The organism is Bacillus sp. S14(2024) (assembly GCF_050473785.1).
In the GTDB taxonomy this organism is placed as follows: domain Bacteria; phylum Bacillota; class Bacilli; order Bacillales; family Bacillaceae_G; genus Bacillus_A; species Bacillus_A yunxiaonensis.
Genome location: NZ_JBFLUP010000006.1, coordinates 1989548 through 2003106, shown reverse-complemented (window position 1 = coordinate 2003106; position 13559 = coordinate 1989548). Strand labels below are relative to the sequence as shown.

At 36.4% G+C, this 13559-nt stretch carries 12 protein-coding genes, 1 tRNA gene and 1 pseudogene; 6 read left to right on the top strand and 8 right to left on the bottom strand.

The window, feature by feature from the left end:
• Nucleotides 1-38: 38 nt before the first annotated feature.
• Genes AB1279_RS10560 through AB1279_RS10545 form a run of 4 tightly spaced genes read right to left on the bottom strand, consistent with a single transcriptional unit; the run spans nucleotide 39 to nucleotide 5123 of the window.
• Entirely contained in the window at nucleotides 39-1385 is a 1347-nt protein-coding gene (locus tag AB1279_RS10560) for a glutamine synthetase family protein (protein WP_429758688.1), read from the bottom strand.
• Entirely contained in the window at nucleotides 1379-2584 is a 1206-nt protein-coding gene (locus tag AB1279_RS10555; RefSeq protein ID WP_429758687.1) for a M20 metallopeptidase family protein, read from the bottom strand. Before AB1279_RS10555 ends, AB1279_RS10560 begins: the two co-directional genes overlap by 7 nt.
• The gene (locus AB1279_RS10550) at nucleotides 2571-3935 is read right to left on the bottom strand and encodes an APC family permease (RefSeq protein WP_429758686.1); all 1365 of its coding nucleotides are present in this window, start codon (nucleotides 3933-3935) and stop codon (nucleotides 2571-2573) included. The genes AB1279_RS10555 and AB1279_RS10550 overlap by 14 nt, the downstream gene beginning before the upstream one ends.
• Nucleotides 3936-3950: 15 nt before the next feature.
• Entirely contained in the window at nucleotides 3951-5123 is a 1173-nt protein-coding gene (locus AB1279_RS10545; RefSeq protein WP_429758685.1) for an amidohydrolase family protein, read from the bottom strand.
• A gap of 267 nt (nucleotides 5124-5390) precedes the next feature.
• On the opposite strand from AB1279_RS10545, the gene AB1279_RS10540 reads away from it, so the two are divergent.
• Nucleotides 5391-7175, top strand: a complete 1785-nt coding sequence (locus tag AB1279_RS10540; RefSeq protein WP_429758684.1) for a sigma 54-interacting transcriptional regulator — start codon at nucleotides 5391-5393, stop codon at nucleotides 7173-7175.
• Between the two features lie 281 nt (nucleotides 7176-7456).
• On the opposite strand, the gene AB1279_RS10535 is transcribed toward AB1279_RS10540, so the two are convergent.
• Nucleotides 7457-7606, bottom strand: coding sequence for a hypothetical protein (locus AB1279_RS10535; RefSeq protein ID WP_429758683.1), 150 nt, complete (start codon nucleotides 7604-7606; stop codon nucleotides 7457-7459).
• Between the two features lie 198 nt (nucleotides 7607-7804).
• On the opposite strand from AB1279_RS10535, the gene AB1279_RS10530 reads away from it, so the two are divergent.
• A complete protein-coding gene (locus AB1279_RS10530; protein ID WP_429758682.1) occupies nucleotides 7805-8323 on the top strand; it encodes a GNAT family N-acetyltransferase in 519 nt (172 codons plus the stop codon).
• Nucleotides 8324-8376: 53 nt separating this feature from the next.
• Nucleotides 8377-8820 (top strand): DinB family protein, encoded by a 444-nt coding sequence (locus tag AB1279_RS10525; protein ID WP_429758681.1) that lies wholly within the window; start codon nucleotides 8377-8379, stop codon nucleotides 8818-8820.
• A 97-nt stretch (nucleotides 8821-8917) separates the two neighbouring features.
• Here AB1279_RS10525 and AB1279_RS10520 read toward each other — a convergent pair whose 3' ends face one another.
• The gene (locus AB1279_RS10520; RefSeq protein WP_429758680.1) at nucleotides 8918-9829 is read right to left on the bottom strand and encodes a VanW family protein; all 912 of its coding nucleotides are present in this window, start codon (nucleotides 9827-9829) and stop codon (nucleotides 8918-8920) included.
• Nucleotides 9830-10224: 395 nt separating this feature from the next.
• On the opposite strand from AB1279_RS10520, the pseudogene AB1279_RS10515 reads away from it, so the two are divergent.
• Nucleotides 10225-10442, top strand: a pseudogene (locus AB1279_RS10515) (hypothetical protein); the annotation flags it as partial.
• Nucleotides 10443-10557: 115 nt separating this feature from the next.
• The gene (locus AB1279_RS10510; RefSeq protein WP_429758679.1) at nucleotides 10558-11619 is read left to right on the top strand and encodes a DUF3900 domain-containing protein; all 1062 of its coding nucleotides are present in this window, start codon (nucleotides 10558-10560) and stop codon (nucleotides 11617-11619) included.
• A gap of 386 nt (nucleotides 11620-12005) precedes the next feature.
• On the opposite strand, the gene AB1279_RS10505 is transcribed toward AB1279_RS10510, so the two are convergent.
• On the bottom strand, nucleotides 12006-12314 hold the full coding sequence (locus AB1279_RS10505) for a hypothetical protein (protein WP_429758678.1): 309 nt from the start codon (nucleotides 12312-12314) through the stop codon (nucleotides 12006-12008).
• A gap of 33 nt (nucleotides 12315-12347) precedes the next feature.
• Nucleotides 12348-12935, bottom strand: a complete 588-nt coding sequence (locus tag AB1279_RS10500; RefSeq protein WP_429758677.1) for a hypothetical protein — start codon at nucleotides 12933-12935, stop codon at nucleotides 12348-12350.
• Between the two features lie 557 nt (nucleotides 12936-13492).
• On the opposite strand from AB1279_RS10500, the gene AB1279_RS10495 reads away from it, so the two are divergent.
• Nucleotides 13493-13559: transfer RNA gene (locus tag AB1279_RS10495), tRNA-Val, on the top strand.

Sequence of the window (13559 nt, the reverse complement as noted above, 5' to 3'; positions counted from 1 at the left end):
AGTATTTACAGATTCCCTTCTCAACCGCATCTTTTTATTTAGAACCTGGAAGAGAATAGTCTTAATTCCCAATCACTTACTTGTCTAATATATTTATCCCATTCTGATCTTTTAATTTTAATAAATTCCTCCCAGATTGACCTTCCAATAGTTTCAGCCAAGATTGTGTCTTCTGCTAAATGATTTACTGCTTCATTTAAGTTTCTCGGCCCCCAAGAAATTCCTTTTTCTTTTAATTCAATATCATCTAACTTACTGATATCCACATCCATCGGTTCACCTGGATCCATTCTGTTTTGAATCCCATGGAGACCCGAAGCTACTAAACAAGCTGCAAGCAAATATGGATTGCACGTTCCATCTGCACCCCGAAATTCAAATCTTCTTGCTCTTGCTTTGTCAGGAATTCTTACTAGTACTGAGCGATTTCTGGCTCCGTAACAGATGTGGGCTGGTGCCCAAGATCCGGACTGCATCCGTTTATACGAATTAATACTCGGGGCGCCGATTGCAATTAGAGATGCTCCATGTTTTAAAAGTCCACCTATAAAATGATAGGCTTTTTCAGACATATCTAACCCTCTTGAATCTGTGGTATTTTGGAAGATGTTCTCACCAATTTTATCAAATATACTAATATGAACATGCAGTCCATTTCCCGGTAAGTGTTGGAACGGTTTAGGCATTAATGTGCCTATCATCCCCTTATCCCTAGCAATTTGTTTAAATAAATGCATAAATGTTACTTGATCATCCGCCGCTTTCAAAGCAGGAGCGTATTTCAAATTTATCTCTAATTGCCCAGGGCCATACTCGCTGGAAACTTGTTCTGTTTGAACACCCATCTTTTCCAAGGAATAAACAAAATCTTGAACAAAATCTTCTTGAATGTCTATGCCATCTGTAGAAAAACAATGGCTTTTATCTGCTGGCTCTAGTTTTCCATCTATTTCTTTAAGTAAATAGGCTTCCTGTTCAAATGCCATATACATGTTTCCGCCTAAGAGTGTTTCTGCTTCCGAAAGCAGGCGTTTCAATGCGCTTCTTGGACATCCCTCCCATGGTTCTCCGTTTTCATCAACTAAATCACAAAGCATTCTTGCTGTATTTTTCCGATAAGGAAGGATAGCGAAAGTACTTGGATCAGGTACCGCAAAGAAATCTCCATCGTTTGCTCCATACGTAGGGTTGGGAATATATTCATCAAAACAATCGAAACTCATAATTGCTGTACTAAAGTTAATTCCTTTTTCCATTGCGCTGTTAAGTTGAGAAGCACGGATTGTTCTTCCTCTCGTCATGCCAGCATAGTCTAAAAATTCCACTCGAATAAATTCAATATTTTCTTGTTCGACGATTTTTAAAACATTTTCTTTTGTTAACATGTTGATTGCCCCCCTTTTAGTAATCTTCTTAGTACACTATAAGTAAAGATCTTAACGCCCACTGAAATAATCTGATCATCAAATTGAAACTCAGGATGATGTAAATCATAACAAGGCTGATCTGTTTGTCTAATACCTAATCGGAAATAGGTACTCGGAACCTTTACAGCAAATGCACCAAAGTCATCTGCACCCATTGAAGGATCTTTCAATACATAAACTGAATTCGCACCTAATAATTCCTTTATTCCTTCTTCGATGCTATGAGTTAATGCTTCGTCATTTATCACCGGCGGATGGCTATATGTATATGTAACATTGGCTTTGGCTCCATACGAATTCACTATACCTTTAACCAGTTGAATAATTTGTGATTTTATCTTCTGTCTCGTTTCCATAGTTATGGTTCTTGTTGTTCCTTCTAGGACTACCTGATCCGCAACTACATTACTTGCCGTCCCGCCTTGAATTTTCCCGACATGAATCACTACAGGCTCGATAGGATTATGGCTTTTCGTAACAAGAAGAGAAAGAGCCTGAAGAACATTAGCGCTAATGGCAATAGCATCAATACCTTGATGCGGACGTGCGCTATGCCCTCCTTTTCCCACTATCTCAATCACGAAATTATCACAAGAAGCTGTAATGGCACCGTGCTTGATACCAACGGTTCCGAATGGTAAATGGGGCCATAAATGAAGAGCAATCATTTCATCGATCAAAGGATTCTCCAACACTCCTTTTTGTATCATTTCTTCTGCTGCGCCATCTGCTTCCTCACCCGGTTGAAAAATACAACGGACTCGTCCACTAAATCTATGTTTGAATTGAAATAACTGATAGACTGTTCCTAATAAAATAGCGGTGTGGCCATCATGCCCGCAAGCATGCATGACTCCATGATTTTGAGAAGAAAAGAAAAGGCCCGTTTTTTCTTCAATCGGCAACGCATCGATGTCTGCCCGCACCCCAATATGCAATCCCTCTCCCATTTCTCCAATAATATCAACGACAATCCCTGTTTCTCCAACTTTTTCGTACGGAATCTTCCATTCTTGCAAGCATGAAATGATATACTCGCACGTAGCGTATTCCTGAAAGGAAAGTTCCGGATACTGGTGGATATGTCTTCGAATACGAGTCAATTGTTCCGTCATTTCCTCACTCAATTCTATGTCTTGTTTTTCAATGGTTTTCAATGTGTTCAGAACCCCCTTTTTTAATTTCTATCTTCCCTGCTTTCACTTTTTGAAGCACAAACATATATACGGCCCCTATTAGAAGCCAAACAGATCCAATTTCAATCGCAAGCCGATCCATTCCATACACTACATAACCAATGATAATTAACCCAAAAAGAGGAAATACAAGGTGTTGAATAAATTTTTTTGATTTTTGGCGAATGATATAATGATTAATTACCGAAATATGCAATATAAGAAAACCGATCAACGCTCCAAAATTAACAATATTCGTTAACATCCCAATGCTATTTTCAAACGCCATTCCTACAGAAAAAGAAACAATAGCGACTAGAAAAGTACTAATATATGGTGTTTGAAATTTCGGATGAACTTTTGCGAATACAGAAGGTAGTTTACGGTCACGCCCCATGGAATAAAGAAGTCGGGAGATGGCTGCCTGAGATGCAAGTGCGCTGGCAATTCCCCAAGAAAACACTGTCGCAATGAGTGTCAAATTTTTCAGCCAGCTCCCCCCAGCCAATTCAGCTGCTTGATAGAAAGCTGTATCTAAATTTTCAATTTTTAATCCGCGGATAAGATCACTTGCGACCCATGTTTGAGATATAAACAATACGCCTGCAATCAACAAAGTAAGTACTGTAGCTCTACCTACAATTTTGTTACCCCCTTTTACTTCTTCAGAAAGTGTGGAAATAGCATCGAAACCTAAAAAGGATAGCACTGCTATTGAAACTGCCCCCATAACCATGTGTAGATTAAACTTGCTAGAATCATATATAGGCTTGATTGTTAGACTAGTACCGCCTACTCCTTTATATAAAGCAACCAGCCCGAATATTAGAAAAATAGCTAAAACCATAAATTGTAAAACCAAAATAATTTTATTTGCTTTTGCGGTAAATTCTACCCCGCGAATATTAATGAAGGTATTAAAGGAAATAAAGAGAACCAACCAAAACCAAACCGGCACTTCTGGAACCATTCCCGCTAATGAAACTGCGCTGACAACATAAGTTAAAGCAGGTACAAGAATGTAATCTAGCAAGATTCCCCAACCAGCAAGAAAACCAACATACTCATTAATCCCTCTTTGTGCATAAGTGTAAACGGAACCTGCCATCGGAAAAGCTTGGGACATTTTAGCATAGCTCAGGGCCGTAAAAATCATTCCAATCATACCAATGATATAAGTTAGGGCGACCATACCCTTCGAAGTGTCAGAGATATAGCCAAACACACCAAATGGAGCAATAGGAACCAAAAAAATCAGCCCATAAAATACAAGATCCCAAAATGTTAATGTCCTTTTTAATTCCTGTTTATAACCGAATTGTTCGATTGACATCTCTAGCTCCTCCCTCTATCTAATATTCAATTGCAGATTCTTTTTATAAACCCTTTCAAAATTTCTAAACAAAACCATTTCGCCAATCCATTGGGCTGTCTCTACATTCATATAATCAGAATCAACCCAATTATTTAAAACTTTCTCAAAACATTCCTTAAATAAATGCACTCCAAACCAATTCATTTCAGGCACAGTAAAAGCATCTGACCCATACATGACCTTATCGAAAGGAGCAAATTCAAACACTTGAGAAAGGATTCGTTCAACTCCATGACCAGCGAAAGGATTTTGCAACGAAATATCCATATAAACATTTGGGAGAATACTTACAATAAAAGCCGCTTCCTCAACCCAAGGATATCCCCCATGAACAAGGTGAACCTTCGTATCGATGTATTTTTTATCCCTAAGCATGTTTATTAAAAAACTCGGACTCGCTTTCGGCAAAACAACTTCTCCATCTCCAATACCAGTATGGATATGCATAACCTTATCTGCATCTGTACATTCTTCCATCGCAATATGAAGGCAATAGTCACGAAAAGCTTTCACTTCTGCTCGATCGTTCGCTTGAAATTCTTGGTATTGATCCCGAGCCATCTGTTCATTCATCTCTGAAATTTCCAGTCCACTTCTATACGCAATAATCGATTTTAAACCAATAACATCAGATTTCTGTAAAGCTTGTCTTAAATCTAGACGGTACCTTTCACTAAATTCCTCAAAACGATCACATTCTTTGCATAAATGAACCATAACAGGTTCAATTCTATGAATTTCCCATATTTTTGACCCACACAGATCTGCAAACTCATCTTTATTTAACATTGGCATTGGATATCCAAAATCAGTTACAACTCCAGTAATCTTAGCGTCCTGAAACAAATTCCTTGTATATCTCCTAAAATCACCAGCATATTTATTTCTGTTATTTACTACTTCCACCAGGTTAGGCTCACATGAAAAATATTTTGCAAGTCGTTGAATCAAAATCTGAACCCACATATTAATTCCCGGAAAAGGTTGATTCTTATTTTGCATATAGTTGTTTGTCGCGCGGGTAGGTATAACAGATAAAGATAGCTTCCTAACGAATTCCTCTACTGTATAAGGTTCTTGATTAGCAACAAAAGGATGAGCATGTACATCAATAGCATGAATATGTTGTAAAGATACTTTATTCATAAATAACCTCCTCTAATTTTTTAATTATTCTCTATGCAACATTCATGCCAAATAAAAAATACTAATTATATCAATATTTATCAGAATTTTTAAAATAAAAATACGAAAAATATTCTCCAAATGAAAAATATTCATCGAAAAATATTTTTCTATGACCGCCGGAAAAAAAATTTAAGAATCAGATTATCACTTTTGGTATAATTATAAATATTCAGATTATTTATATTTTCTCTATTCTATTGAATATTTATAAAGGTGGTGAACGCAATGACTGATTTTTCCTTTCTTCCCTTACATAAGGTTTGGAATTCCAGTTTTGATTGTATGATTCTCACTGGTGAACAAGGAGAAATCCATTCTTTAAACCGATCTGCTGCACGTTTATTTTCATCAAGTCCAAGTAACATAATCGGAACTTCTATCCATGAAATTTTCCCTGCAGAGGAATTGAAAAAAAGTTTTCAGTTCAAAAAAGAGAAAACAGGCATCACACTTTCTCTTGGTACCCGGCAGTTAATTGTAAATACTTCAGTTATCCAAATCGATTCTGAAACTGTCTACTACCTTCTTAATCTCAAAGACAATACCCAGATTCAACAATTGCAATATCAACTTCAACAAATGAATGAAACAAGGCATTTATACGAAGTAATATTAGATCAACTTGAAGAAGGAATCACGGCAATTGATCAACAAGGAAAAATTATATTTTACAATCGAAAAATGGGAGAAATTGATACGGTTGAACCTGCATCGGTACGAAATAAAAGAATATTAGATATATGGCCAATGGAGGAAAATTCCAGTACCCTTCTTACGGCTTTGAACACAGGGAAGACACTCAGCCATCGAGAAAATCATTTTACTACCAATGGAAAATCGGTCACAACTCTTTCAAAAACCGTTCCTTTATTTCTAGGGAATAAAAAAGTTGGAGCTTTAGAAATTGCAACTGATATTACAAAGCAAAAACAATTAACTGAAACCATTTTTCAATTACAACAACAAACAAAAGGAAGTTCTGCTCCTTCCGATTCTATGTTAGCTCGAAAAAACAATACAAGATTCCAATTTGATAACATTATATTTTCTAGCAAACAATTGAGACAGACGGTTGAACAAGCAAGAAGAGCTGCACGGTCTAATTCAAACGTCTTGATATTCGGTGAAACTGGTACGGGAAAAGAATTATTTGCTCAAAGCATTCATAATGAAAGCCCGCGGAAAAACAAGCCCTTTATAGCCCAAAATTGCGCAGCATTACCTGAGTCATTGCTTGAAGGATTGTTATTTGGAACAAGTGTAGGGAGCTTTACCGGAGCAACAGATAGAGCAGGACTGTTTGAAGAAGCTCACGGAGGAACTTTATTGCTTGATGAGATTAATTCTATGGGAACGAACCTTCAAGCAAAGTTACTTCGTGTTTTACAAGAAAGAAAACTTCAACGCTTAGGTTCATCTAAAGTTTTAGATATCGATGTGCGAGTTATTACTACAATTAATGAAGATCCTCTTGAGGCTATAGCCAATGGGAAACTGCGAGAAGATCTTTATTATCGGTTAGCGGTAGTAAATATTGTAATTCCTCCCTTACGAAATAGAAAAGAAGATATACCTACTTTAATAGAGTATTTCATCAACAAACATTCTACTTCCTTAGGTGTTAACGTCACAGAGGTCGATGAAGATGTTTATCAATTTTTCATGAACTATCAATGGCCAGGTAATGTTAGACAATTGGAGCATTCGCTGGAGGGAGCTTTAAACTTGATTTACGATGAAAGCGCCATTTCATTTGAACATCTTTCTCCTACATTTAAAAACAAAATGATTCAACAAATCAATCAACCATCCATTCAAGAACATTCAATTCTTTTCAAAAGCCTGCCGGAACAAATTGAGCATCTTGAACGGGTCATGATTGAACAAGCAATACATGAATCCCAAGGAAATATTACCAAAGCAAGTGAACAATTAGGAATTCCAAGGCAAAATTTAAATTACAAAATCAAAAAATACAAAATTACCTATCTCAAAGGATCATTTCGATAAAGTGAAACTTCCATCAATAGGATTTTCTTGATCCCATCCCCCACTGATGGTCAGTTAAACCAATCAGAATCTTACTACCCGTTAGTGAGGGGTAAAATTTAACAAATAAAAACAGCCATCATCGTTTTTTAATGAAGATGGCTGTTTTTGTGAAAGGAGTATTCTGCTTTCTATAAAAAGCTTTTTCAATTATTATCTTGATTTCTTTCTTCCATGACTCCACTGCCAATTAACAAGCTCCATACACCCCATTATCGTTATGTAACTCCGTAAGTTTTTCCTTAGTATATGCTCATCACTGCTTGGTGGTATCGCTCTTGAATTTGTTTTAAAAACGTCTCACCTAATTCAGTCATTCTGCCTCCAATAATAATGAATTCTGGATTCAACATATGTGCAATATAGACCAACCTAGTAATGATATACTGCAAAAATTGATCATATACCTCTTTCGCTTCTTCGTTTTTGATATACTCTATAATTCCCGCACTATTTATTGCCGTAAAAAAACAATTATCTATATATGTCAAAAAAGCAAAAAGGAAACTGGCATCCTTAAAAATTCATAATATAAATAGAAATGCATTTATGTTAATATTATAAATATTCTTTACAAAAGGGGTATGAAAATGAATATTACATTAGTAAAACCTACACTTACATTACAAAATGAATACTTAGATTTCTATCAAGAGTGGAAAGATAGCGGCGAGGATATGGTACCATGGGTCATTAGTAAAGACCCTTCAGACTTTCATGGAATGATTCAGTTTCTACTAGATTCAGAAAAAGGTGAAAATATTCCTGAAGGCTGGGTACCCGATTCCACTTATTGGTTGGTTACAGAAAATAAAAAAATTGTTGGTGCTGTGAATATCCGCCACCAATTAACAGAAAAATTATTGAATTGTGGCGGACATATTGGTTATGGTATTCGCCCTTCTGAAAGACAAAAAGGATACGCTACTACTCTGTTAGCTTTAGCATTAGAAAAAACGAAAGGATTAGGCATTCAAAAAGCTCTTGTTGTCTGTGATGAGAATAATGTCGGTTCTGAAAAAACCATTATTAAAAATGGCGGTATACCTGATTCAAACTATATCGAAGAAGATGGGAATGTTATAAAAAGATATTGGATTGAACTATAACATATGAAGTAACGATATATTCATATGAAAATCCTTAAACAGGAGGAACTCCCATGCCTACATTAGCATCTGAATTAGAGAGTATTGTTTGTAGTGTACCTACTAAGTTTGACTCTCTTTCTCATGTGGATGATAAACCTAATCCATCTAAATGGTCTAAAAAGGAAATATTAGGCCACCTATGTGATTCTGCGAGTGTGAACCATAAACGTTTTGTTGATATTCTCATTTCTAAAGAACCTATTACAATACATGGCTATAATCAAGATTTATGGATGCAAGTACATAATTATCAGCATACATTTTCAACCGAAGAAATACTACATTTATGGATTTCATTAAACAAACGAATCTTAAAACTTCTAACCAATGTTACAGAAAAACAATGGCAGCTTCCATGTAAAACAGAAAATCAAAACATAGTAACATTGGAATGGCTAGTTACTGATTATATTGAACATATGAACCATCATTTCAAACAAATATTTGGCGAATAAAACGATATGTACGAACAAAAAAAGATTTCAGCTTAGTACTGAAATCTTTTTTCTGTTGCTTTATAAAGTGAAAATTCCCATCAGTAAGGGTCTTACTTTATCTTACAGCACGTATCTCTGCGATCAATTTCTGGCCTTCTATATACATCACAAGCTTAACTGGGGTATCATTTTGATTTTCAAATACTAAATCTAAATAAGGATACGCAATCGTTGCATCTCTGCCTTTAGGTACATAGCCTACTTGTTTGGAATGTGTTGATCTCTCTACCATTGTTAATCCTGCTTGATCTGCAGCATTAAACAGCGTAGAAGAAGTTTGGCATACACCACCGCCATAACCATCTACTAATTTACCATCTACAATCTCTTTTCCTAATTGGTACCCTTTATCAGGTGTTGTATCACCTACTAAAGCATTAAAGGAAAATCTATCTCCCTTTCCTAATACAACTCCATTGACAGTGCTTGCAGATAAACGAATATTTTCTATTCTACCTCCCGTAGAACCTCCTAAATTCGTTTCATATCTCCCTAAAACTGCTCCGTTGCCACTTCCATCTTCTTGTGTTGCTACAGGCTTTTTCTCCACAATCGGCAGCTGATAAGAAGAATCCCACAACCCTACATTCGTCAATTGATCGATTAACTCTTTTTCCATTAATTCATAAGAGGGTTTTCCTTCTATCCATTTACCATCACTTGTCATACGAGAAGGAACCATCTTTGTATCAATACTCTTTCCAATTTCGCTAACAACCTTAGTAACTTCCTTTTTAAATTTCTTCTCATCTTCAAAATAGCCTAAACTTGCTAAATCGATTTTTTTTACTTCTTTTCCACTTCTTCCATCTACTAAACTTATACTTTTATTTACTTCTTCTTTAGCTTGTGCAACATTCCCACTTGCACCACTCACTAATGTAACCTCGCTAGCCTTCGGACTACATCCGCTAACTACGCTTATACATAGTGCTCCTAACATCAAACCTCGAACCTTATGTAACAATCTACTCTCTCCTTTTATTCTCTATCTTATTCTATTTCCAATTCAAACAAGTCTATGTATGATCACATTATTTCATAATATTACTTTTATTACATTATCGTTACATTTCTGTCATACTTTAAATTACTCTTTTCTTTCTTAAATGTCTACATATATTTACTAAAAAATCTTTAACTTTGTTAAAAATTTTACCCACCTTTTCTATCCATTATATACCAATGAGCGCATTGGAGACAATTTTTATCCATCAATATTTTACTATATTAATAGTACGTAAATTTCTAATGAATAACGACTCATTTTAAGGAAAAACGTTATAATAGCCATACGGAAGGAAAAGGTACCCTGTCATAATAGGTTTCCACCATGTCGGCCATCCTCTCCCGTATATACAGTATGATAGGTTCAACCAATTTATCCCGCTATTCGCAGACAGTAAGCCCTCCACCTTATTTCCAGGTAGTGGCGGCCGTGTAAATGCGCTAGAGAAGTAAACCAACTTCAACAAGTTATAGAACGTCAATCACGCCGCTTAAATAGACTAATTCAACGTCTACGCGTTGTTGAAAACAAATTAAACCTTCCATTTACAGCATACGAAGATGAATTTTAATATATAAAGCAAAAAACTAAGAAAGGAAGAGTCCTCCCTCCCTTTCTTAAATTGACGAATGTTTTCTCCATCTCTATACTGAAAAGAGTTAACGAAACGAAACAAGGTGATAATCATGGATTTTGAAATCAATTTTCTCTCCTTTTACGTCGTACAAGTAGACGGACAAGGTGAACAGGCAGATAAACGCTATAAACATTTTCAAACGTTAGATACAGAAGAATACGAAGACAGTCCGCTAAAAGACTTTCTAGACGGTGAATTATTAAAAATCTCAAAACGAAAAGTAGACCGTCATCCCAAAAGCGAACAAGTACCAACAAAAATCGGCCGCTTTATCGTTGAAGTTGGACATGAACTAGATTCAAATCCGAACTACAACCTATTTAACCGCATTCGCTTTGCAGAAACGAAAGAAACATTCAAGGATGTAAACGAACCGCTCGTTTATACATATATTGATACAAGCGCTGTACGGGGCGGTGTATTTCTCGTTGCTCAAGCAAAGCTTCGCAAATACTTCGACGATCCGTTCGTCTTTGTGATGAAATGTGACTTCGAGCCAAAAGTCGCTTCTATCTCTGATGAAGCAACACTAATCCGAAACGTCGAAATGGCAATCACAACGAAAAACATGAAGTCGATTCAATACCCATACATGCCAGAAGAAGGCATCGTGGAAGGTGGCGAACTAAAAATCCACCAAGCATCCCACGCCCGCTACTTCGAAGACTTCTTAAAATTCGTAGAATACGAGCGTTCCATGCCAGAAATTATGAAAACACAAGTTATGGATATGGTATACGACCAAATTGAAGACGTCTTTGAAGAAGGTACAGAAGAACGGGAACAATTCGACCAAGCGATGGAAGTATGGGCAGCAAGTCCAAAGCGTGAAATTATGGAGCATTTCACAACAGAAGAAGTAATGGAAGCAACCGCACAAATTGTAGAGCATACCCCTGAGATCGAATTAAAGCTAAAGGCAGACCATATTTCTGTAAAGGCTTTGCTTGCAGATTTTGGAGACCAGATTCATATTGCAAAAGTTAATGATAAATATGTACTGATGATTGAAGCGGATTCGCTTACATTTGAAAAAGGTTTCTCCCCTATTGAGTTTTTGAAGCCCGATGAGCTGGAGAAGGTTGTAGAGCGGATTGCGAGGAAGTTGTGATTTGAGTACGTTTGTGGCTAAAAAGAATTAAATAATATGGCCCTATTGTTTGTACTATATTTCATTCAATTAATCATTGATATTCAGATACTTCCACTACTTCACAATAATATAAAAATAATAAAAGACTACGGATAGATTTATTATTCGTAGTCTTTTTTATTTACAAGGAAAATACATACGTACGTATTCCAATTACCATAGCATAAGCAGACTTTTGTATTATATAGCATCTCAATTTCAAACTTTAACTTTTCGTTTACCTCTTATCCTACTTTGATTTGGAGTATTACACACATACTACAGGCTCTACTTAGTATTGTTCTCATCATCCTTTCCTTAGCCCAATATTTTGCTACGATAGTCTTTTTCATTTGGTCATTCATTTATCTACCATCCCATCTTCTTGAATAGATTTTTAAACCAATCTTGTATGCAATCCATGTAGCAAGAGCAATCCCTACCATTGCAAAGAATTTAGGGAATGTCCATATTAGAAGCAATAGTAGAGGAATCCATATGAAGAGCAATGACAGGAATCCTAATATAGTCTCCCCTGTATCGCTCATCGTGCTTCTTTTTCTCGATGCTCTTCCTCTTCTCCGTCTGCTAGGCGCTAAATTAATGCTAATACTTTTAGTTATGTTTGGGTTGTTTTTGTCTGTAGTCACGTATATGCCTATTTTTCTAGTCATTACTCTTCCTCCTATTACTCGATTTGGCGACTGCTAGTACCTTACTAGTCTTACAGCTACTTGAGTCTTGATTTTATCCCCATTAGAGCAAGACCAGTCGTTAAATACATGGCTCTCTAAAAACATATCTGCAGTAGTTTCCCCACTAGGGTTGGATGCGAAGAAATTACCTTCTCGACCTGCAGTAATCAATTGGTAGTCTCCTGCAGGGAAATCTTCTCCTACGACATATTCCCCTGCCTCTAGTGCTATAAACCCTCCTTTATCCTGTACCTTGGGCATTGGTTCACGGATACAGTGATTGTCTACCCAAACTCCGCTCATCTCTTTTTCACAATCATACTTGTTGTCATAAGGGTCATTAGCATTGTCGTCAGAAGTATCATCACGAGTGTTGTTATGAGTATAATATGATGAGTTATCTTCTTGAACTTGTTGCACATTAGAATCATGTACAGCCACCACTGATATAAGTATCAAGATAGCGACAACCCAAAACAATGCCCACAACAATATTTTTCGTCCCAATTCATTTCTTGCTTCTTTCGCATCCTCCTTGGCGTTCCCTTTCAGAATCCAAACGAGCAAGCAAGCTATTAAAAAGGCTAATACTAAACTCATTACGTATTCACTTCCTCAATCTTTACTCTGGATTGCTTTCCCAATTAAATTATGATGGCATCACCTCTTCCTTCAAGAAATCTAACTCATAAGCGCTCATCTCTTTTTCAATTTCATAGATTTCAAAGCTTTTATCGCGATTCCCCTTAAATTCCCTATATTAATATATCATATTTTTAATCCATAACTTACAAAATGTAAGATTCTAATTCGTACCATTGTTCATAACTTCCTCTTTCAAGAATCCTAATTCATAAGGTTCTATTTCTATTTCGGCTTCACGCTCTCATATTTCTTCTCGGACACTCAACATTTCCATACCATGTGTCTGAACCAACCTATGCTTATTCTCTCTGCAAGTCCCCCTCTGATTGTGAAAACTATCGCCCCTCTACACAAAAAAGGAATGAGTCACCCCATTCCCTTTACCATTATACAGCCAGTTAAGAACATAAATTTGTGGTCACAAATGGTCACAGAACTTACAATAACCACTGCTTTTTTAATAGAATTTCACTTACATAAATCCATGAAAATGCCTTTAAATCAACGTTTGCCCCGTAGCTCAGCAGGGAGAGCGCCACCTTGACAGAGTGGAGGTCGCTGGTTCGAACCCAGTCGGGA